The sequence below is a fragment of the Paraburkholderia sediminicola genome, assembly GCF_902859805.1.
Lineage (GTDB): Bacteria > Pseudomonadota > Gammaproteobacteria > Burkholderiales > Burkholderiaceae > Paraburkholderia > Paraburkholderia sediminicola.
Genome location: NZ_CADIKC010000004.1, coordinates 242288 through 264048 on the forward strand (window position 1 = coordinate 242288; position 21761 = coordinate 264048).

21 protein-coding genes are annotated in these 21761 nt (G+C 62.1%); 11 read left to right on the top strand and 10 right to left on the bottom strand.

Annotated elements, in window-relative coordinates:
• The first annotated feature begins 123 nt into the window (after positions 1–123).
• Positions 124–1140 (top strand): 1-aminocyclopropane-1-carboxylate deaminase, encoded by a 1017-nt coding sequence (locus tag R8871_RS17090; protein WP_175051509.1) that lies wholly within the window; start codon positions 124–126, stop codon positions 1138–1140.
• A gap of 426 nt (positions 1141–1566) precedes the next feature.
• Here the strand turns inward: R8871_RS17090 and R8871_RS17095 are convergent, their stop codons facing one another.
• The gene (locus R8871_RS17095) at positions 1567–2457 is read right to left on the bottom strand and encodes a LysR family transcriptional regulator (RefSeq protein WP_175051510.1); all 891 of its coding nucleotides are present in this window, start codon (positions 2455–2457) and stop codon (positions 1567–1569) included.
• Between the two features lie 136 nt (positions 2458–2593).
• Here R8871_RS17095 and R8871_RS17100 point away from each other — a divergent pair, with 136 nt between their 5' ends.
• Both R8871_RS17100 and R8871_RS17105 read left to right on the top strand, forming a co-directional pair.
• The gene (locus tag R8871_RS17100; RefSeq protein WP_175051511.1) at positions 2594–3319 is read left to right on the top strand and encodes a pirin family protein; all 726 of its coding nucleotides are present in this window, start codon (positions 2594–2596) and stop codon (positions 3317–3319) included.
• A 96-nt stretch (positions 3320–3415) separates the two neighbouring features.
• Entirely contained in the window at positions 3416–3829 is a 414-nt protein-coding gene (locus R8871_RS17105) for a DoxX family protein (RefSeq protein WP_175051512.1), read from the top strand.
• Between the two features lie 87 nt (positions 3830–3916).
• On the opposite strand, the gene R8871_RS17110 is transcribed toward R8871_RS17105, so the two are convergent.
• From R8871_RS17110 to prpR, 4 genes are all read right to left on the bottom strand, one after another.
• Positions 3917–5071, bottom strand: a complete 1155-nt coding sequence (locus R8871_RS17110) for an alkane 1-monooxygenase (RefSeq protein ID WP_175051513.1) — start codon at positions 5069–5071, stop codon at positions 3917–3919.
• Positions 5072–5430: 359 nt separating this feature from the next.
• Positions 5431–7023 (bottom strand): alkyl hydroperoxide reductase subunit F, encoded by a 1593-nt coding sequence (ahpF, locus tag R8871_RS17115; protein ID WP_175051514.1) that lies wholly within the window; start codon positions 7021–7023, stop codon positions 5431–5433.
• Between the two features lie 150 nt (positions 7024–7173).
• Positions 7174–7737: an alkyl hydroperoxide reductase subunit C gene (ahpC, locus tag R8871_RS17120; RefSeq protein ID WP_054035375.1), complete on the bottom strand. Its 564-nt coding sequence runs from the start codon at positions 7735–7737 to the stop codon at positions 7174–7176.
• Positions 7738–7885: 148 nt separating this feature from the next.
• Positions 7886–9883 carry a propionate catabolism operon regulatory protein PrpR gene (gene prpR / locus R8871_RS17125; RefSeq protein WP_175051515.1) on the bottom strand — a complete coding sequence of 666 codons (1998 nt, stop codon included), beginning with the start codon at positions 9881–9883 and terminating at the stop codon, positions 7886–7888.
• A 170-nt stretch (positions 9884–10053) separates the two neighbouring features.
• Here prpR and R8871_RS17130 point away from each other — a divergent pair, with 170 nt between their 5' ends.
• The 4 genes from R8871_RS17130 (at position 10054) to R8871_RS17145 (ending at position 14084) form a co-directional block, all read left to right on the top strand.
• Positions 10054–10935 (top strand): isocitrate lyase/PEP mutase family protein, encoded by an 882-nt coding sequence (locus R8871_RS17130; protein WP_175051516.1) that lies wholly within the window; start codon positions 10054–10056, stop codon positions 10933–10935.
• A 274-nt stretch (positions 10936–11209) separates the two neighbouring features.
• Positions 11210–12646, top strand: a complete 1437-nt coding sequence (locus R8871_RS17135) for an MFS transporter (protein WP_175051517.1) — start codon at positions 11210–11212, stop codon at positions 12644–12646.
• Between the two features lie 114 nt (positions 12647–12760).
• On the top strand, positions 12761–13195 hold the full coding sequence (locus R8871_RS17140) for a GNAT family N-acetyltransferase (RefSeq protein ID WP_175051518.1): 435 nt from the start codon (positions 12761–12763) through the stop codon (positions 13193–13195).
• A gap of 244 nt (positions 13196–13439) precedes the next feature.
• Positions 13440–14084 carry a cation diffusion facilitator family transporter gene (locus R8871_RS17145; protein WP_175051519.1) on the top strand — a complete coding sequence of 215 codons (645 nt, stop codon included), beginning with the start codon at positions 13440–13442 and terminating at the stop codon, positions 14082–14084.
• Positions 14085–14092: 8 nt separating this feature from the next.
• On the opposite strand, the gene R8871_RS17150 is transcribed toward R8871_RS17145, so the two are convergent.
• Both R8871_RS17150 and R8871_RS17155 read right to left on the bottom strand, forming a co-directional pair.
• Positions 14093–14974, bottom strand: a complete 882-nt coding sequence (locus R8871_RS17150) for a 2OG-Fe(II) oxygenase (protein WP_175051520.1) — start codon at positions 14972–14974, stop codon at positions 14093–14095.
• A 108-nt stretch (positions 14975–15082) separates the two neighbouring features.
• A complete protein-coding gene (locus tag R8871_RS17155) occupies positions 15083–15562 on the bottom strand; it encodes a nuclear transport factor 2 family protein (RefSeq protein WP_175051521.1) in 480 nt (159 codons plus the stop codon).
• Positions 15563–15930: 368 nt separating this feature from the next.
• Between R8871_RS17155 and R8871_RS17160 the strand changes: the two genes are divergently transcribed.
• Together R8871_RS17160 and R8871_RS17165 are read left to right on the top strand one after the other, a co-directional pair.
• Positions 15931–16476, top strand: coding sequence for a hypothetical protein (locus tag R8871_RS17160; protein ID WP_246287606.1), 546 nt, complete (start codon positions 15931–15933; stop codon positions 16474–16476).
• Between the two features lie 140 nt (positions 16477–16616).
• Entirely contained in the window at positions 16617–17969 is a 1353-nt protein-coding gene (locus tag R8871_RS17165) for a DUF2325 domain-containing protein (RefSeq protein ID WP_175051522.1), read from the top strand.
• Positions 17970–17992: 23 nt separating this feature from the next.
• On the opposite strand, the gene R8871_RS17170 is transcribed toward R8871_RS17165, so the two are convergent.
• The 3 genes from R8871_RS17170 to R8871_RS17180 form a co-directional block, all read right to left on the bottom strand.
• On the bottom strand, positions 17993–18316 hold the full coding sequence (locus tag R8871_RS17170; RefSeq protein WP_175051523.1) for a winged helix-turn-helix domain-containing protein: 324 nt from the start codon (positions 18314–18316) through the stop codon (positions 17993–17995).
• A gap of 127 nt (positions 18317–18443) precedes the next feature.
• Positions 18444–19085, bottom strand: coding sequence for a nitrogen fixation protein NifQ (locus R8871_RS17175; RefSeq protein WP_175051792.1), 642 nt, complete (start codon positions 19083–19085; stop codon positions 18444–18446).
• Positions 19086–19139: 54 nt separating this feature from the next.
• The gene (locus tag R8871_RS17180) at positions 19140–19628 is read right to left on the bottom strand and encodes a molybdopterin-dependent oxidoreductase (protein ID WP_175051524.1); all 489 of its coding nucleotides are present in this window, start codon (positions 19626–19628) and stop codon (positions 19140–19142) included.
• 227 nt (positions 19629–19855) lie between these two features.
• Here R8871_RS17180 and R8871_RS17185 point away from each other — a divergent pair, with 227 nt between their 5' ends.
• Positions 19856–20794: an NHL repeat-containing protein gene (locus R8871_RS17185; RefSeq protein WP_175051525.1), complete on the top strand. Its 939-nt coding sequence runs from the start codon at positions 19856–19858 to the stop codon at positions 20792–20794.
• An 87-nt stretch (positions 20795–20881) separates the two neighbouring features.
• Positions 20882–21760, top strand: a complete 879-nt coding sequence (locus R8871_RS17190; RefSeq protein WP_175051526.1) for an extracellular solute-binding protein — start codon at positions 20882–20884, stop codon at positions 21758–21760.
• The last annotated feature ends 1 nt before the right edge of the window (position 21761 follow it).

A 21761-nucleotide genomic window follows, 5' to 3' on the forward strand; every position in this document is an offset into this window, starting at 1 on the left:
GGATAGTTTTAAAAGTATGCGGAACAGAATTTATTTGCAAGCTCATTTCTAGCGCTTTTCCCTACCATTTGTTGTAACGCGACTGCTTGCTGCGCGCGTCAAACCTACAAATTCGGAGCTGCCATGAACCTGCAACGTTTCCCTCGCTACCCGCTGACTTTCGGGCCCACGCCGATCCAACCGCTGAAACGTTTGAGCGACCACCTGGGCGGCAAGGTGCATCTCTATGCGAAGCGTGAGGACTGCAACAGCGGCTTTGCCTTCGGCGGCAACAAGACGCGCAAGCTGGAGTATCTGATTCCGGAGGCGTTGGCGCAGGGTTGTGACACGCTGGTGTCGATTGGCGGCATCCAGTCGAACCAGACCCGCCAGGTGGCGGCGGTAGCGGCGCATCTGGGGATGAAGTGCGTGCTGGTACAGGAGAACTGGGTCAACTATTCGGACGCCGTGTACGACCGGGTTGGCAACATCCAGATGTCGCGCATTCTGGGCGCGGACGTCCGCCTGGTTGCCGACGGTTTCGACATTGGCATTCGCAAGAGCTGGGAGGATGCATTGGAGAGCGTGCGCGCTGCGGGCGGCAAGCCCTACCCGATCCCGGCCGGCTGTTCCGACCATCCGCTGGGCGGCCTCGGCTTCGTCGGCTTTGCCGAAGAAGTACGCCAGCAGGAAGCCGAGCTGGGCTTCAAATTCGACTACATCGTCGTGTGTTCCGTGACGGGCAGCACCCAGGCCGGCATGGTAGTGGGTTTCGCCGCCGACGGCCGCGCCGAGCGCGTGATCGGCATTGACGCCTCCGCAAAACCGGCACAAACGCGCGAGCAGATCACCCGAATCGCCCGGCAGACCGCCGAAAAAGTCGGCCTGGAGCGCGACATCACGAGCAAGGACGTGGTTCTGGAGGAACGCTACGCCGGCCCCGAATACGGCTTGCCGAACGAAGGAACGCTGGAAGCAATCCGCCTGTGCGCCCGCCTCGAGGGCGTACTGACCGACCCGGTATACGAGGGCAAATCGATGCACGGCATGATCGACATGGTACGAAACGGCGAATTCCCGGAAGGCTCACGGGTGCTGTACGCACACTTGGGCGGCGTGCCCGCACTGAACGGCTACAGCTTCATTTTCCGGAACGGCTAAGCAGCGGCAAGCCCGCGAGTGGTGAGCGGCGAGTGGCGGACGGCAGTCAAACTGCCGCGACAAACTCCGCCGCCGCTCCGCGAAATGTCGCGAAACAGCGTGCGCCCCCGAAGACTAAACCGCAGCGATCGGTTTAAAGAAATACGCTTCGGCGCGCGAAGCGCCGCCGGAAGAATGACACCCTTGTCACTGGCGTATGCAGGTGCACCAACCCAGATTCCAGATGCACCACTACCCGTAGCCGGCTACGGTGCCCACTTAGCAGGCGTGGTTTGAGCCGCTTTCTTTTGCCTACTTTTCTTTGCGGCAAGCAAAGAAAAGTAGGTGCCGCCCCGCACAGGGGCAACGCTAATAGACCACTAGCAAATCAAGGAAAGGCCAAAACCCCAGGAACACGGCCAAACAAGCGCCGGCCAGGCAAAAACATCAAGCAACAAACCTCTTCCTCAACTCCCCCCGTAAAAACTCAACAAAAACCCGAATACCAACAGAGCTCTGCCGATGCTGCGGATAAACAGCATAAACAGTAGTCGCCGCAGGCAAAAACTCTTCCAACACAGCCACCAGCTTCCCAACCTGAACCGCCTCAGCAACAATAAAATCAGGAAGCCGAACAATCCCCAACCCCGCCACGGCCGCATCGCGAATCAATTCGCCATTATTAGCCCGAAGCGGCCCATTAACCTCCACCCCCTTCGAGACTCCATCGACAACAAAATCCCAACTCACAACCCCACCATGTCCATACAACAGACATGAGTGCCGAGCAAGGTCAGCAGGCACCACAGGCGCGCCCCGCCGCCGCACATACCCCGGACTACAACACACCACCATCCTCACATCCACCAGCTTCTGCGCAATCAACGTGGAATCCGGCAACGCGCCAATCCGAATCGCCATATCGAACCCCTCTCCCACCACATCGACAGTACGATCGCTCAACTCCATATCGAAGCGCACATCCCCATGCTCGCGCAGAAAGGCCGCCACCAGGGGCGACAAATGCGTCATCCCAAACGACATCGGCGCACTGATCCGCAAGAGCCCCCGTGGCCCGGCACGCCGCAACGACATTGCCTGCTCGGCGTCTTCCACCTCACCGAGAATGCGCCGCGCCCGTTCATAGAACTCTTGCCCGAGTTCGGTCACCGCCAGCTTGCGCGTATTGCGGATCAGCAATTGCACGCCAAGCGCCTCTTCCAGCGCCATCACGCGTCGGCTCACGAACTGCTTTGACAGCGCCAGCCGCTTTGCCGCGGCGGTGAAGTTATGAGCGTCGACCGTGGCGACAAAGATCCGCATATCATCGAGTTGCATCGCATTGTCCACCATGTAGAGACAGTGTTTCCTATTTGCAACCGATTATAAGCAATCTGATTGACCTACACTGTCATTCATGGATCGCGGCCAAACATCCGGCCGGACCGCACAACCGGAAACAAGGAGAAATACGATGCTCGAAATCAGACACGCCAATCAACGCGGCCGCGCGGAGCACGGCTGGCTTAGCTCGCGTCATACGTTTTCTTTCGCGAATTATCACGATCCGAAGCAGAACGGTTTTTCCGATCTGCTTGTGATCAACGACGACCGCGTCGCACCCGCGCAGGGTTTCGGCAAGCACCCGCACCGCGACATGGAGATCTTTTCGTACGTGCTGGAAGGCGCGCTGGAACATAAGGACACGATGGGAACCGGCTCGGTGATCGTGCCTGGCGACATCCAGTTGATGAGCGCAGGAACAGGCGTTGCGCATAGCGAATACAACCATTCGAAGACCGACCCGGTGCACTTCATGCAAATCTGGATTGCGCCGGCGCAAAAGGGCACCACGCCGCGCTATCAGCAACGTCGCTTTGGCGCGGCCGAGAAACGCGGCGCGCTGCGCCTCGTGATGTCGCCGGACGGTGCGAACGATTCGCTGGTGCTGCAACAGGATGCGCGGGTCTATGCCGGTCTTTTCGACGGTGACGAAACTGCGCGCCTCGAACTGGCCAGTAATCGCTATGCTTATATCCACGTGGCGCGCGGCAGTGTCACGGTGAACGGCGTCGAGCTTGGCGAAGGCGACGGCGCGCGGGTCCGCGGCGAAGAAGCCCTGACCTTCACGCAAGGTCACGACGCGGAGGTGTTGGTGTTCGATCTGCGTAACATTGAAGTATCGGAGTTGTGGGCTTAAGCGGCTCGATCGGGTCGTTAGATCTGTCCGGCTTAGGCGTGGCTCGCCGCGAAGTTTGCGGCGAACCGCACCCTTCCTTACCTACAGAGAAAAATCATGCGCTATACGCTATTTGAAAACCAGAAAGACACAGTCATTCTCGTCGCCCGTATCCTGTTGATGGTGCTGTTCGTGATGTTCGGCTGGTCGAAGCTGACCGGCTTTTCCGGCACTGTCGCTTATATGACGTCGACCGGCGCGCCTGCGCCTGAGTTGTCAGCGGCCATCGCCGTCGTGATGGAGTTTGTTGTGGGCATTGCGCTGCTGGTGGGCTTCTATACGCGTCCGCTTGCGCTGCTGCTGGCGCTCTATACGCTCGGCACGGCAATTATCGGCCATCACTACTGGAACATGACAGGTGCGGTTCAGTACGACAACATGATCCACTTCTACAAGAACATCAGCATCATGGGCGGACTGCTGTTGTTGTGCGTGACCGGTGCGGGCAAGTACTCGATCGATCGACGTTAAGGCCAGACTGCCGCTGTTCGACAAGCACGATAAAAAAGCCGCCCGGCACTGCCCGGGCGGCTTTTTCCTTGCAAGAAGCAATCCACGTTAGCCGGCAAACTGCGCCAGCACGCGCTCACGAATGGCCGGCCGGATATTCGACTGCGCCATGTTGCCTTGATAATGCGCGACCACCCGCGGGTTCATCACGCGGAACCACAGTGGCGGCACATACGCGAGCATGATCATCGTCGCGTAACCGGAAGGCAATTGCGGTGCACCATCGAAATGACGCAGCGCCTGATAAGAGCGCGTCGGATTCGCATGATGATCGGCATGACGCTGCAGCTGGTACAGAAACAGATTCGTCACGATACGATTGCTGTTCCATGAGTGCTGCGGCTGGCAGCGCTCGTAACGGCCGCTCGCGAGCTGCTTGCGGCCGAGCCCGTAATGCTCGAGATAGTTGACCACTTCGAGCAGCGAGGCCCCGTACGCTGCCTGAATCAGCAGAAACGGAATCACCGTTTTTCCGAACAGCGCGATCATCGCGCCCCACAGCACCACGGTCATGGCCCACGAGTGCAGGACTTCATTGCGCCATGTCCAGGGCGATTTGCCGAGGCGTTCGAGCCGATGTTTCTCAAGGCGCCACGCCGACGCGATACTGCCGAATACCGTGCGCGGCAGAAACCGCCAGAATGATTCGCCATAGCGCGCGCTCGCCGGATCGGGCGGCGTAGCGACACGCACGTGGTGTCCACGATTATGTTCGACGAAGAAATGGCCGTAGGCGACCGGCGCCAGCGTGATCTTGGCGAGCCATCGTTCGAAACCATCCGTCTTGTGACCCAGTTCGTGCGCGGTATTGATCGATACGCCAGTCGCGGCGCCCAGCGATAGCGCAAAACCCAGATAGTCGTACCACGTCAAAGCGTGCGTGCCGACGATCCACAGCGCGCCGAAGAACGACACGTATTCGATGAAGGTGGCCAGATAGACGACGCGGCGGTAATAGCGCTCCCGTTCGAGCGTGGGGACGACTTCCTCGGGCGGATTGCTCGGATCGTCGCCGATCAGATAGTCGAGCACCGGGATAATGCCGAACACAAAAATCGGCCCGAACCACCAGAAAATATGCCAGCCAGTCTGCAACGCAAGATTGGCCGCATGCAGCGGCAAAGTGATGGTGAGTGCGCCCAGCAGCCACAGATAGCGCTTGCTGTCGACCCACCGAGCGGGGGCCGCCTGCGATGTTGCCATTGTCTCCCTCCTTGTTTTATGTCGCCTGGTATCGGCAAGCTGCGCGCTCGCGAGCCAATGCGCATGTCGGCAGGACCGTGCCCGACTTCCAGATTTATATGGCCTGACGGGTGGATAGCCAAGGAATTAGCCTAGGGGGGAGGCTCCAAACGAAGGGACTGTTGGTGGGGCATTTGGGGTGGGCGTCGAGCGGGTGAATAAAACGGGTGTTGGGTAGTTTGCTGCAGTGCACCCCAGGGCGCCAGCTTTGTGATCAGTCTTGCTCCCCAAATGGCTCAGCTCGCATTGACGCGCTCCGGTCCCAACTACAAACAAAAACGGCGGCCCGCAGGCCGCCGTCCACTACGCACGCAACACCATCAAGCTGTCGCTTCAGTTTCCACTTCGCTCACCACTTCATCCACATCACTGCTGCGGATCAAATGATCGAAAGCGGAGAGCGATGCCTTCGCGCCCTCGCCCACTGCAATCACGATCTGCTTGAACGGAACCGTGGTCACGTCGCCGGCAGCAAACACGCCCGGCACCGACGTTGCGCCGCGTGCATCGACGACGATCTCGCCGTGTTTCGACAATTCCACCGTGCCCTTCAGCCATTCGGTATTCGGCACGAGACCGATCTGCACGAACACGCCTTCGAGTTCGATGTTCTTCGTTTCGCCTGAACGCAGGTCCTTGTAGACCAGACCGTTGACCTTCTTGCCGTCGCCGGTGATTTCCGTAGTCTGTGCCTGCGTGACGATCGTCACGTTGGCAAGGCTGCGCAGCTTGCGTTGCAGCACTTCATCGGCACGCAATTGCGCGCCGAATTCGAACAACGTCACTTCACGCACGATACCCGCGAGATCAATCGCCGCTTCGACGCCGGAATTACCGCCGCCGATCACCGCAACGCGCTTGCCCTTGAACAGCGGACCATCGCAGTGCGGGCAGTACGCCACGCCGTGGTTGCGGTATTCGCGCTCGCCCGGCACGTTGATTTCGCGCCAACGGGCACCCGTCGCCAGAATGATCGTCTTCGCCTTCAGCACCGCGCCGTTCGCCAGACGCACTTCGTTGATGCGGCCCGGAATCAGCGCTTCAGCGCGCTGCACGTCCATGATGTCGACTTCGTAACTCTTCACGTGCTGTTCGAGCGCCGTGGCGAACTTCGGTCCTTCGGTTTCCGTTACGGAGACGAAGTTCTCGATCGCCAGCGTATCGAGCACCTGGCCGCCGAAGCGTTCCGCCACCACACCCGTCGCAATACCCTTGCGCGCCGAGTAGATCGCCGCAGCCGCGCCTGCCGGGCCACCGCCCACGATCAGCGTATCGAACACCGGCTTCTTTTCCAGTTCCTTCGCCGCACGCGCACCCGCATTGGTGTCGAGCTTCGCGAGGATTTCCTTCACACCGCTGCGGCCCTGGCCGAACACTTCGCCGTTCATGAACATCGTCGGTACCGCCATGATCTGGCGCGCTTCGACTTCGTTCTGGAACAATGCGCCGTCGATCGCCACGTGGCGGATGCGCGGGTTGATCAGCGCCATCACGTTCAGTGCCTGGACGACTTCCGGGCAGTTCTGGCATGACAGCGAAAAATACGTTTCGAATTGATAGTCGCCGTCGAGGCTGCGGATCTGTTCGATCACTGCGTCTTCGAGTTTGACCGGATGACCGCCGACCTGCAAAAGCGCGAGGACGAGCGATGTGAATTCATGCCCCATCGGAATGCCAGCGAAACGGATACCGGTTTCCTTGCCCGGCTCGCCGATCGAAAACGACGGCTTGCGTTCGCTGTCGCCACGACGTTCGATCACGGTGACGCGTTCCGACAACGTCGCGATATCGCTCAGCAATGCCAGCAGCTCTTGCGATTTCGCGCTGTCGTCGAGCGAGGCGACGATCTCGATAGGCCTGCTAACCTTTTCGAGGTAGGATTTCAACTGAGTCTTGAGATTGGCGTCCAGCATGGCTATTCGATTCCGTGACGAGGGGTGTTGGATCCCGGGCGCCGCGCGCATCCGGATGGGAGGCGCGCAGTCCGGGCACGCGCGAACCGCTGTATCAAGCGGTCCGCACGGCAATGCGCCGTGAGGCGCGTACTGCGTGAGGCTTAGACCTTAGATCTTGCCGATCAGGTCGAGCGACGGGGTCAGCGTTTCTGCGCCCGGCGTCCACTTGGCGGGGCAAACTTCACCCGGGTGAGCCGCGATGTATTGCGCTGCTTGCACCTTGCGCAGCAACTCGCCAGCGTCACGGCCAATGCCGTTGTCGTGAATTTCGGCCAGCTTGATCTCGCCTTCCGGGTTGATCACGAACGTGCCACGCAGTGCCAGGCCTTCTTCTTCGATCAGCACGTCGAAGTTGCGTGAAATTGCCAGGGTCGGGTCAGCGATCATCGGGTACTTGATCTTCTGGATCGTGTCCGACGTGTCGTGCCATGCCTTGTGCGTGAAGTGCGTATCGGTCGAAACGCTGTAGATTTCGACGCCGAGCTTCTTGAATTCGGCGTAACGATCTGCCAGGTCGCCCAGTTCGGTCGGGCAAACAAACGTGAAGTCAGCCGGGTAGAAAACGAAAACCGACCACTTGCCCTTCAGGCTCTCTTCAGTGACGGTCTGGAAGTCGCCATTGTGATAAGCCTGCGCCTTGAACGGTTTGACTTGACTGTTGATGATCGGCATTTACTGAGTCCTCTTTCGGAGTGGTTGGAAAGTGGAGTCAGTATGTCAGACGTTACTTAATAGGTAAAGCGGTGTGTTTAAATTATTTCGATAGTTTATTACTATTTGACTGACTACCGGCGACTATTGCGTCGCACCAATTCCGGGATCAGTCTCTCATGAGCCGCCAGAGGGTCGTGCGGCCGATTCCCAGCGCCCGGCTTGCTGCAGCGCGATTGCCGCCAGCCTGTTCAAGGGCGCGAACGACATCCTCGCGGGTGAGTGAGCGACGGGCTGAGGGATCACCGGCGGCGTGGGCGGGAACAACGGCCCCCCGCACGTCCGCGGCTGTCTGCCGCATCCGCCCGAACTCCGGAAACACTGCCTGCAGGTCCTGCCACCCCTCGCCGGCCGAATCGCTCAGATAAATCGCGGCGCGCGCCAGCAGATTTTCCAGTTCCCGCACATTGCCGGGCCACGCATAGTGCTCGAACAAAGGCGTGAGGAACGCCAATACTCGCTCGAGCGCGGCGCCCGACAGCCCATATTGGAGCGCGCTGCGGTTCAACAAGTGCCGCGCCAGTTGCGCGACATCGCCGCGTCTTTCGCGCAGCGGCGGCAATTCTATCTGAAGCAGATTCAGCCGAAAATACAGGTCCGCGCGGAACGCACCCTGCTCGACCAGCGCGTGCAGATCGCGATGCGTGGCGGCAATCACCCGCACGTCGACGGGGGTCGCACGCCCGGAGCCGAGCTTCATGACTTCGCGCTCCTGCAACACCCGCAGCAGCCGGCTTTGCAGCGCCGCCGGCATTTCGCCGATTTCGTCGAGGAAGATCGTCCCGGTGTGGGCGATTTCGAAGAGCCCCGGCTTGCCGCCCCGGCGCGCGCCGGTGAACGCGCCTTCCTCGTGACCGAACAGTTCGCTCTCGATCAGCCCTTCAGGGAGTGCCGCGCAATTGAAGGCGACAAACGGATTGCCGCGCCGCCGGCTGGCATTGTGGATGCCCTGCGCGACCAGCTCCTTGCCAGTGCCGCTTTCGCCGCTCAGCAGCACGGTGGCGTCGTGAGCCGCGCCTGCGCGCGCCAACCGCCGAACCCGCTCGAGCACCGCCGAACTGCCGATCAGATCATCCAGATGGTGCCGCGCGACCAGGTGCTTCGGCCGCTGGCTGGTGCGCAGCGAGCGGTCGATACGTTGCGCGACCAGCGCGTCCTGCACCGTGACGACCGAGCCCGAACGCGCGCCCTGCTCGAGGATCGGCACACAATTGACGATCAGCGCGCGGCCGCCGATCTGTTCGATACGCTCCTCGACCGGCATGTCATGCTCAAGCGTCTCGCGCAGCAACGGGCCGACAGCGCGCGTCAGCTGCGCCGGGACGTCCTGTTCGCGGTCGAGGCCGAGCAGATCGAGCATGGCCGGATTGACTGCTTCGAGTTGACCGGCGTCGTCGAAAGCAGCCACGCCGTCGCGCAGATGGGCGACGATCGTGTTCAGGCGTACCCGCTTCGATTCCTTCTGACGACTCACGCGCGCCAGCTCGACCGAGCGCTCGAACGCTTCTTCGACGGCGCCCAGCGAGTACAGAAACACACTATCAAGACCGGCTTGCTGGGCAAAATCGCAAGCCATGCCCGGGCCGATGATGACGCTGCAGCCCTCAGCGGCGAGGCCCGCGACCGCGAGCCGCACTTCATCGATTGACTGGTAGGCGCGCTGTTTCAGGCTGACATTCAGCCACGCGCTCAGGTCCGCGAGTTCGTGCGAGATGGTTTCGTGCAGGACAAGGCCGATCTTTGCACCGGGCCAGGTCGTCGTAGCGCGGGTGATCGCGCTCAGTACGTCGAAGCCGTTCACCTTGACCATCACCACCGGCACGCTCAGGTTGTCGCGCAGATAGGCGCCGTTCGACCCGGCTGCCAGCACGACATCGACCGAACCCGCGTCCACATAGGCTTGCAAGGCGGTGACGGCGGCGCCGTAGCCCTCCCGGACCGAAAAAAATCTGGCCCGTTCGGTATAGCGCGGCGCGACCGTCTCGCAAAGCGATTGCAACCGGCTGATACTGACGAGAGCGACACCTGGGCGGCCGGAATTGGAATTGGCAAGGGATGACGTGAACGTGGACACTGCGACACTCCGCTCGTAGCTGAAACGTTCCATGAAACGTTTCATGGAACATACTGGCTATTTTGCCATGAACCGCGGCGCGGCCCCTTTCCGCCTAAGCTTTTGATTGTTCGGCACAAACCGTGAAGCGCGGCAAATGGCATGCTTCCTGCAAATTCAGCTCAGCGTTCTATCACCCACTTTCCGTCTGGAGACACATCGTCATGAGCACTTCCGCTAATCGCCGCGCCGCGTTCCGCGCCAAAGTCAACCAACGCCAGGGCCTGCTCGTGCCGGGCGCCTTCAATGCGATGAGTGCGCGCGTGATTGAAGACGCCGGCTTCGAGGCGATCTACATCACGGGCGCGGGCGTCACGAATATGTCGCTCGGGCTGCCCGATCTTGGCTTCATCGGTCTCGCTGAAGTTGCCGAGCACTGCGCACGGATTCGCGACGCGGTCGCGCTGCCGCTGATCGTCGACGCCGACACCGGCTTCGGCAACGCACTGAACGTACGCCAGACCGTGCGCGTGCTCGAGCGCAGCGGCGCCGACGTGATCCAGTTCGAAGACCAGATCATGCCGAAGAAATGCGGCCACTTCTCCGGCAAGGAAGTCGTCAGCACGAGCGAGATGGTCGGCAAGATCCGCGCCGCCGTCGACGCCCGCGAAGACGGCAACCTGCAGATCATGGCGCGCACCGATGCGGCCGCCGTCCACGGCATCGAAGACGCGATCGAGCGCGGTCATCGCTTCATCGAAGCCGGCGCGGACATTCTGTTTATCGAAGCGACCGAATCGCTTGCCGACATCGAGCGTCTGCCGGGACTGTTCGACAAGCCGCAATTGATCAACATCGTGATCGGCGGCAAGACGCCGGTGCAATCGCGTGAAGCGCTCGCCAAGCTCGGCTACGGCATCGTGCTATATGCCAACGCGGCACTGCAAGGCGCGGTGCTCGGCATGCAACGCGCGCTCGGCACGTTGAAGAGCAATGGGCGTCTCGATGAAGACGCGACGCTGGTCGCGCCGTTCAGCGAACGCCAGCGTCTTGTGAACAAACCGCTGTACGACAAGCTCGATCGCGAATACGCGGCAAAGGACTGAGCGGCAAGAAAGCCGTGTTTCCGGCGCGGCCTCGCTACGTTGGCGTGGCGCGCCGCTGTCTGCAGCGGCTTGTTGCGTTACGATGCAGAGCTGGCCGACGCCAGACAGGCCGCGACCTCGTTGCCCGTCCATCGAGGGATGCCGGAAACACGTTTTCGAAAGGTTGTCGCAAGAACATGAAGTCATCACAATCGCGCGGGACACGCCGGCACGCTAAAGACGCCAACGGCGTCATCGAATCCACCCGCAACGGCCAGGTCTCGAGGACGGCGCCATGACCGCCGACACACGCAATTCACATGTCGGCTGGCTGCCGTACATCGTCGCGGCCACCTTCTTCATGGAGTATCTCGACACCACGGTGATCGCCACTGCCTTGCCGCAGATGGCGCACTCGTTCGGCGTCGGGCCGAACAGCCTGAGTCTCGGCATGACGGCCTACATGCTGGCGCTGGCAATTTTCATCCCCGTGAGCGGCTGGGTTGCCGACCGCTGCGGCTCGCGCACGGTGTTCTTCAGCGCGATCGGTGTCTTCACGGTGGCTTCGGTGTTGTGCGGCTTGTCGCAGAACGTGACCGAATTTACCGCCGCGCGGCTGCTGCAAGGCATGGGTGGCGCGATGATGGTGCCGGTGGGCCGTTTGATCGTGGTCCGCAGCACGGAAAAGAGCCGGATGATGCAGGCGATCTCGACCATCACCTGGCCGGCCATCGCCGCGCCGGTGGTTGGTCCGCCGGTGGGCGGGTTCATCACCACCTATGCATCCTGGCGCTGGATCTTTCTGCTGAACGTGCCGTTCGGCCTGGCGGCGATGGCCGTTGCGCTCGCGCTGGTGCCGAACCTGCGTGGCACCGAACGCAAGCCACTCGACATCGTCGGCCTCCTGCTGAGCGCCACGACGCTCACGGCGATTCTGTATGGCGCTGAACTGGCGAGCCAGCCCGGCGAAAATCCCTGGGTGGCGGGCGCGTTCATCGTCGGCGGATTGCTGATGGGCGTGGTGGCGTTCCAGCATGCGAAGCGTCATCCGCATCCGCTGATCGACGTCTCCACGCTAAAAATTCCGACCTTCTCCGTGACAGTGGTGACCGGCTCGTTCACCCGGATCGGCATTGGCGCGGTGCCGTATCTGATGCCGCTGCTGTTCCAGGTTGGTTTCGGCTTGTCGGCGTTCAAGTCCGGCCTGTTGCTGCTCGCGAGCGCGCTCGGCAATCTCGGCATGAAGGCGCTGACCACGCGCATTCTGCAACGCTACGGTTTCCGCATGGTGTCGATTATCGACGTGGCGGTGGCCGGCGTTTTCATCATTGCCTGCGGGCTGTTAACGCCGAACGTGCCGCTCGCGCTGGTGCTGTTCGTCGTGTTCATTTACGGCGTGGCGCGCTCGATGCAATTCTCGACGCTTGCCACCCTCGCCTACGCCGACGTCGCACAGCCGCAGATGAGCGCGGCGAGCACGCTATGGAGCGCCGCCGCGCAAATGACGATCGGTCTGGGCATCGCGTTCGGCGCCGTCTCGCTGCGCGCAGCGGCGTTCTTCAACGGCGAGACGACCGGCCGTGTCTTCACCCTGGACGATTTCCGCCTCGCGTTCCTGTTTGCCGGCGTGCTGACGCTGGTGTCCGTGACCGGCTACCTCGGTCTCGCGCGCGATGCCGGACAGAGCATTGGCGGCGGTTCGCGCGGCACCGAAGATCCGGCGAAGGGTTGAGCTCGTCGCGGGCTGAAAGGGTGGCAAGGTTTGAAGCGGAGTTGAAGCAGCGGCGCGGTGCCCAACCGGCGCCGCATCCTTTGATGGCTTGATCAGAACAGGCGGGGACACGCAGTGCAAGCAAACAATCTGACGATTTCGAGCAACACGGCCGACCTCGACATAGAGATGGTCTACGCGTTTCTGTCGCAGGAAACGGCGTGGGCGAAGGGTATGCCGCGCGAGACGTTCGACCGGGCAATAGCGGGGTCGCTATGTTTCGGCGCATATATCGAAGGCAGGCAGATCGCATTTGCCCGCCTGATCACGGACCAGGCGACATTCGCGTACCTGTGCGATGTATTCGTGCTGCCGCCATACCGTGGCAAGGGATACGCCTCGGCGTTGATGAAGCATATATTCGGCAGCCCATCGCTGACCGGTTTGCGCAGAATCGTGCTCGTGACGAGCGACGCTCACCACGTCTACGAACCGCACGGCTTCAAGGGACTGACAACGCCGGAGCGTTACATGGAAATGCACAATCCGGACGTTTACAAAACGGCTTGAGTGCGGCGCGGGCGGCTGGTGACGGAGCCGCCTGTCGATGTAGCACGTGTAGGCCGAGCGACCTGCTCGCCTACGTCCGGGCTGACGAGGTGATCCTGATCGCCGGCAGCCGTTACAGCACTGTCATCTGCGCGCCACGTTCGACGGGTAATTTTCTGCGACAACATAACCCGTCCCGACCCGATGCCACAGCCTTCCGCGCGCGAGAGCGACAGCTACAGCCGCACCACACAAGGCGGCCGCCTTGCTTAAAGCCGCCTCCACCAGCGCGCTGCTCAACGCCTTTCTCATGGCGCTGCAGATTGCCATCGGCCTGACAGCGCATTCGGACGGGCTGGTGGCGGACGGCGTCCACACCTTCAGCGACCTAGCCGCAGACGGCGTCGTGCTGATCGCGCTGTATCTCAGCTCGAAACACCTGAACGCAGCGCCGCGCGAAGGGGACGGCAGCACCACGCAAGCCTTTGCATCTCTCTTCATTGCCGCCCTGCTGATTGTCACGGCAGCCGAAATGCTCTGGCACAGCATCGGGCAAACCGCCGCATTGAGCGGCAACACGACGATGCAAGTCGGTGCGCTCGCCATTAGCGGCTTCGTCACGATCGCCAAGGAGGCGTTGTTCCGTTACATGCGCGCCGAAGGCCAGCGCACCGGCTCGGCGATTCTGCTGGCAAGTGCATGGCACGCGCGGATGGATGCGGTGTCGGCGCTGGTTGCAACATTGGGAGTGGCCGGCAGCATCGCGGGCATGCCGATGCTCGACCACGTGGCCGGCGCGGCAATCGGCCTGATGATCATGCGCATGGGCTGTGTCGGCGCGCGCAGCGCATTGAAGCAACTGTCAGCCGGTGCTCATGGGAAAACCGCCGCACCGCACGCCGCTGAATAGCGCGCGCCTCAGCCGTAGGCGCGCTCGCGCATCCACTTCGTCATGATCCATTTGTCGCCGCCGAGCACCGGCGCGCCGCCGTGCAAGGTCAGTGGATCGAGTTGACGCTGGCCGTTCATATAGCGGAAATACACTGCGCCACCCTTCACCGCGGCGACCGACATGCCCGCTTCCGGGAAGATCGTCTCGCCGCCGTCGGGCACGTCGTTCAGATAGATCACCAGAGTCGACACGCGCTGGCCGCCCTGAGCGGTGTGCACCGCACTGCCGGGTTGATCGGGCGGGAAATAATCGAAGTGCGGGCGATATTCGCCGGTCGTGCCGTAATGCAGAATCTGCAGCCCCTCGCCGTTTTCAACCGGCCAGTTCATCAGACTCGAGATGCGGCGGTCCATCTTTTCGATGAACGCGTCTTCCCCGCGCTGGTACCAGATACCTTCGCTGGTGCGGTTGCGGATCACGTCTTCCTTGCCGGTGGCGGGATTGACCGTGGTTGAACGTTTCAACCGATGGCGCGAGCGCTCGATCATCTCATCGCATTCGTCAGGCGAAAGCACATCACCGAACACGATCACCTGGGGCCGCTCGCAGCGCATCAACACGCGGACGTCGCGATCGTGCGCACGGATCACATTGCCGCGCGCAACGGGCGACTCGTCGTACTGGTAGGTTTGCGGCGCGGTTTTGACCAGGGCGGCCTCGGTCGCTTCGGCCGCCGGGGCCGCTCCTGCGTCGGCCGGGTTCATGCCGAACGCTCTGCGCACTTCCGCGCGCGCGGCTTCCGTGGCGAAGCCGGCTTGCACCATCGCGTCGATCATCGAGTCGACGCTGCAACCGCGCGCTACGTTGCTGCTCAGCCACGCTTCCCAAGACGCATCCACTACCGGCATAGAACTCCCCGCTTGTCGATATCACGAAATACTGCATCAACTGGCCGGTTCATAGCAAGACTGGGGGAATGCGCCGGGCTGCCCCCGGGTTGAACCCAGGTCGACTCGTTATGCGCGGCCCTGCCGGCGTCGATAAAGGTCGAGGCCTTTTCTCGCCTGCGCCCTGATCGCGCCCTGCACGAACGGTGTCCAGCCGAGCAGCAGGCCCTTGAGCCCCAAAGCCTGACGGGCCCAACGCCACAGGTCGAAGGTATCGCGGTGTTCGACGATGCGGCCGTCGCGGAACACGAAGCGGGCGTCGATGCTGTTCACCACCGTGCGGCCCGTCTGACTGAATGTGTAACGGGCCACCCAATGGGCGCGGCCGTTGAGTTCGTCCGCTTCGACGCCTTCAAACGTCAGCGAGAAATCCTGCGCGCGCGACACCAGCATGCGCCACATGTCGCGGGCCTCTTCGCCGCGCAGCTCGCCAAAGGCCGGATCGCTGAAGACCACGTCGTCGGCATAGCAGGCAGCCATCGTTTCGGCGTCGCGCTGCTGGAACGCGGTGTAAAAACGCTCGATCAGTTCGGTGTTGGGATGGCTCATTTTCTTGTGCGTATGCGTTACCCGGTCGGCCGGTCATGGAAACGGCCCGGAAAGGAGCGCGCGCCGGAATTTGAGTTGGGCGCGCACGCCGCACACGATATCGGAAAATGGGGCCGCCGGGGCGGCGCGCTGCGCCCGGTAAAACCGCTCGCGCTACCCTCACGCCGCCTTTCGTTATATCCTGTCGAATATCACGGTATGCTTTTGTGCAGCGCAGCGACCCGCCCGTCAATCGCATACGACCAAGCGAAACAAGCAAGCAGGAGCCAGCAGCAGTGCCTAGTCGATCCACAGTGCGACCCACCTCGTCCGCCCCGACGGGACGCCGCCCGAAAGGACCTCCGTCAACCATCGTCGCGGTGAAACCGGTGTCCGAACGTGGCCGCGCCGAATTGATCCGCGACGTCGTCGATGCTTACCGGCGGCTTTACGGGAGCGTGCAGCGCTTCGTACTGATGCTGACGGGCGACCAGTTGAACTTCGCGTCGGTGGGCACGTCGGGTTCGCACTCGTTGAACCAGCTGCTGTCGATCCTGGCGGAACAGGCCAGGACGGCGGCTTTTGCCCGTCTGCGCGATCTCAAAGCGTCGATTGAAGAAGCGCGCTCGGCCGAGCAGGTTCGCGACGCGATCTTTTCGGATGCGCTAAGCAACGACCTCGCCGCGTTACGCAAGGTGGTGGCGGAACTCGAACGGCTCGATACCGCGTTCGTCGGCCTGTGCGTCGGCCATGTTCTGGATCAGCATGCACGGACAACCGGCGGTACGACGCCGGCCGTCGTCCGTCGCGCCGCCGGCCGCACCATCGCAGCAGTTCCCGCCACTGCGTCTGTCACAGTTTCTGCCGCCGCGTCTACCACGATCACTCAGCGTAAATCACGCGCTGAGCGCACGCTCGTCCACCCGAACGACTAATTCGTCACTGCTACATATGAACGTTTTCTTTTGCCGATCGCTATATCTTTTTGAATATATCGCCAGCAGCGCCCGCATGGCGCAGATGTCCAGCACGCACATTCAGTCAGCCTGACGCCAGATCCGGATTCGAGGTCCTCATGCACACGCCGCCTTTTCGTCTCGCCCAGCCTTCGCGTCTCAAACTGTCCGGCGACGAGCTTGCCGGCACCGGCTTGCGCGTGGCCAGTCCGTGCTGCACACCCGCGAGAGAGTCGTCCTCGAACACCAAACGCCGCGCGCGCCTCGCCGAGCTCGATGGCCAACTGCATTGCTCGATCATCGGCACCTGTCTCAGCACGCACGAACTGCGCAAGCTGGTGCCTAAATTCACCGGTCTCGATCGCAGGGACGCGAGCGATCTGGAGATTCATCACTCGGCAGTCGAACTCGCGATCGATGGTGGCGCAGGCGCCAAGGCCCTGCACAAGTTGCTCGACGAGCACTATGCGGTGGCGATCCGCCGCTTCGACAAAGCCGCCGACGACGTCGAGCTGCTGAAGCTCTGGGACGAAGCGCTGAAAAGCGGCGAGATCCCGCCCGCTTACTGGGCTCTGATGACACATCCGTGCGCGACCCTGCATGTGCGTCAGAAAGCGTTCGGCGAATTGCACATGCTGTCGCATCTGGTCGGTGCGGCGAATCGCGCGGACATCCGCAGGCTGGTCGCGCTCGAAGCAGAGAACGCCGAGTTGAAAGAGAAAGTCGAGCGGCAGCAAAGCCGCTTGCAGCAACTCAGCACGCAGCGCGACGCAGCGATCGCCGCGCTCAACGAGCAGATCGCGCAACTCACCGCCTTGGCCATGCGCCAGACGCCGACGGATCCTTCCGATCTCGAAGCGGAGATATCGAGGCTGCGCGACAAGCTCGCCGACAGCGACCAGCGGGTGGCGCTGCATACGAGCCGCCGTGAGGCCGCTGAACAGCGGGTGCTGCAAGAACAGGGCGCCGCACTCGCGTTGCGCAAGAGCCGTGATGAGGCGTTGGCGCAGCTCCTGTTGGTGCAGAACGAATGCGACGCGCTGGAACGCGCGACGGTGGATTCAGCGGACAGCAGTCATAGCGCGCAGATGCGGCAAGCCAGCCTCGACAGCGTGCGCGGCAAACGGATTGTCTACGTGGGCGGCCGCCCCGGCTCGAATGCCGCGCTCAAGCGGCTGGTGGAGGCCGCCGGCGGCGATTTCGTGGTGCACGACGGCGGCGTGGAAGACCGGAAAGGTCTGCTGGCCGCCGCGCTGCCGGGCGCCGATATCGTTGTGTTTCCGGTCGACTGCGTCGATCTTGATTCGATGAATACGCTCAAGCGGGTGTGCGAGCGTCATCAGATCGACTATCACCCGTTGCGCACGGCAAGCGTGGCGAGCTTTGTGGAATTGGTGGACCGGCTGCGGCCCGAGCATCTTGCCCAGTTGGGCAATCCGCCGCCCTCGGCGTTTTGCCTGCGCCACGGCTGAGCGGCGCGTGCGAGCGGCCGTGCTCAGGAACGAATCAGCCGGGTCAATTCGGCGATCTGTTTCGCGCAGCTTCGCTGGGCCTCATCTTCAACATTGCGGTACAGATGAATGATGCGTTCGCCGACGGGCGTCAACGTACAACCGCCGCCGCTTTGACCGCCCTGCTCCGAGTGCGTGGCCGGCGTTTTGAGCGAGCGGTTCAGCTCGTCGATCAGTAGCCAGGCGCGCCGGTACGACATGCCGAGGCTGCGCGCCGCAGCCGAGATCGAGCCGTACTCCCGCACGGCTTCCAGCAGTTCGACTTTGCCCGGTCCGAGCGCGACAGCGTCGCCACTGCGGATGCGCATTCTGAAGCGCACTTCGGGGCGTGGTTTCGCGGATTTTGTCGCGGGGCTTGGTTTGGTTTTAGCGGTATCAGCCATGCGCGAAAGCATACACGAACCGCCTCGCGCTGCCACCCTGGCCGAATGGCTTTCAGGGGTGGCCGGGAAAGCAATGCCCGTAGTCTTCACAGCCCGGGCAACCGGGCGCCGGGCCGGGCTGAAGCCCTAAGGAAAGCGCGCGTTGCTGGGCGAGGAATTTCTTCCAGCGCAGATTATCGACATTCAGCAGCACGAGCGTGGGGAAGTAGCGCGTCAGCATCCATGTGACCTCTTCCCGACCCGCAAGACCAAGGTCACGCCAGAGGTGATCCGGCCGCAAGCACGCGTGAGCGATGATTGAGGCGAGGCAGCGAGCGTCGTTCGTGTCGACGGCGGCGCTGGCGTAAGTGAGCAGGAGTGCGTTCAGCGTTTCGACGAATGCCGCGTGTTCGCTGGTGTCGACGGGTGGCAATGCGGGCAAGGACGCAAACACGGGCTCAGGTGCGCGCCCAAAGTGCCGCTCCAGTAGCGCACGCCACGCAGGTCGCGGCAACCCAAGCAACACCAGTTCGTCCCGGACATCGCGCGCGGCAATCAGCCTGGCGAACAATCGAGTATCGGGTGACGCGGAGTCCGTGGCCGCAGCCAGCCACTTCGCCGTGCGCTCGGCAACCCGCGCATCGAGCGACGCCGACAGCGGTTCGGGGCTGGGCGCGGCAAGTGCCGCAATAGGCGAAAGCGGTTCGTCAGACATGGCGGCAGCACGATGCAGAACATCGAACCATATTACGCCCGTCATTCGAATCCCCTATGCCAAGGGCTCCAAAACATGAGCCTCGATGCGCGCGAGCCGTTTGACGTGGCGTGGCGCGGGCAGAATGTCCGAACCGGAAAACAGAATCGGCGCACCGTCTTCAGCATCGAGCGCGCGGCCATCGCATTCATACGCAACCAGCACGTTCTCGCCGATCGGCGTGTTGAACAGTTCGTGCCACGAGAATGTCACGACGTAGCCATCGTGCCCGACCGCCACGAACACCGTCCGCTTGAACTCGCCCGGCACCTCGTTCGGCAAACCCGCTTCCGAGATCAAGGTCGTCAGACGCACGCCGCGGTATGGCTCAACGCTGCGAATGAAACGATTCGTCGTGTAGCAACGCAGATCGAATGGTCTGGCCAGCACGCTTTCGTAACTCTTGAGCCGCTCGAGGTCGAAAGACAGCGTCCGCTGGAACCGTCCGCTCAGGACGAGCGCGCTTTCGACAGCAGGCGCGGCAATCATATTCACACTATCCATACGCGGTTATCTCCAGCATTGCAGCCTGACCAGACTGTTCACCCGTTATTTCCGTGTGTATATTACGCTGCGATGGCCGCCTCGGTGCAAAAGCGCATCGATACGCAATATATCGCCAGGCATATCGGCCGCTGCGCCGGTTGGCGTCCACCTCTATAAAAATCCACGGCTCGCGTCGACACGCCGGCTTCGCGGCCGGCCTTCAACCCGGCCGCTCAGGAGATCACATGCGCTTTTCACCCGCTCTCTCGCCCGCTCTGCGACGCAGCACCCGGCTCGCGCTCGTTAGCTGTGGCCTGATCGCCTTGCTGGCGAGTTGCGGCGGCGATAGCGTCACGGCTGTCCCGCAGCGGGTCGCCGTCAGCGCTTCGCCGAACGGCATCGCGGTGCGCGCGGCGGATGGCGCCCTCTTCATTACCGACGATCAAACCAACGGCGTGCTCTCCTCGCCCGATGGCCACACTTTCTCGCATTACGCCACTGTGCCGGTCGTAGCTGGCCAGGCCAACAGTCTCAGTCAGTTGAGCTTCGCCGACGCCGGCGCGCTGATGATCGAACGCTTCGGCTTCGGCACCGCGAGCGCGGTGTTCAGCATCACGGGTGTGGACACGATCGTGCCGCTGAGCGGCCCCAATCCGGCGCGACGCCGCCTCGGTCTGATCTCGATCGGCGCGAATCGCTTGCTGTCGACGTGGTTCATCAAAAACGGCAGCGCGCCGCCGCAGGGTGGTCTGAGCCTGATCACTTACGATCCGAATGCCCACACCGCGCTCGAGCGCGATCTGCTGACAGGCCTCGGCAAACCGGTCGGCGTTGCGGTGTCGGGCGACACTGTGTACGTCTCCGATCAGGCGAACAACAACATCGTCAAAGCGAGTCTGAGCACGCTGCTCGGTGGATCGCAAGCCGTGGCGCCGAGCGCGACGCTCGCGCAGATCAACAGCCCCGACCTCATGGCCGTCGACACGAGCGGCACCCTCTACACGAAATGCAACGCCACGGGTCTGTGCAGGATCGCGCCGGACGGCACCATCAGCGTGCTTGCAAACGACTTTCAGGACGCGCGCGGCGTGGCCGTCGACACGCCCCGGCACCTGCTGTACGCCATCGACCGCGCCGGCAGCACGGGCGGCACGAGCTACGTACGGATTTTCCCGCTCAATTAATTGATCACACGGAGCGCGTAGCGGCCCACAACGCAATGCGATGGCGTCGTAATATATCGCTCTTAATAACGCATCGGGGTTAATCGCATGATTCGCAAGCTGCTTGCTTCTTTCGTGGTCGTCGCTGGCGTGGTGACAGCCGCGCCCGCCTTCGCGCAGGACGACACGGTCAACGTGCTGTACGCCGGTTCGCTCGTCAATCTGATGGAACGCAGCGTGGGGCCGGCCTTTGAAAAGGCCACCGGCCAGCACTTCCGCGGCTATGCGGCGGGCTCGAACAAGATCGCCAACGAAATCAAGGGCAAGCTGCGTCGCGGCGACGTGTTCATCAGCGCGAGCCCGAAAGTGAACACCAGCCTGATGGGTCAGGCGAATGGCGATCACGTCACGTGGTACGTGAACTTCGCCGAATCGCCGTTGATGATCGGCTACAACCCGCAAAGCAGATTCGCGGCGGACTTCAAGAGCAAGCGCTGGGATCAGGTGTTGCAGGAGCCGGGCATCCGCATCGGCCGCACCGATCCGAAGCTCGATCCGAAGGGTGCATTCACCGTCGAGATGATGACGAAGGCTGCGGAGCTTTACCATCAGCCGGATCTCGTCGAGAAGACGCTGGGTGACGCGGAAAATCCCGCGCAGGTTTTGCCTGAAGAAACGCTGGTGGGCCGCCTGCAATCCGGCCAGCTCGATGCCGGCTTCTTCTATTCGACAGAAACGTCCGACCTGAAGATTCCGGCGCTCCGTCCGGCGCCCGAATTGCAGGCCAAAGCGAGCTACACGTTGACGATTCTCAGCGACGCACCGAACCGTGCGGGCGCAAGCAGTTTTGTCGACTTCCTGCTGAGCGCGCAAGGCCGCACGTTGCTCAAGCAACACGGCGTGGACGTCGTCAAACCGACCATTACCGGCAATGTGCAAGCCATGCCGCCTTCGGTGCAAGCCGTGATCGACGCCGCCGCGCAATAAG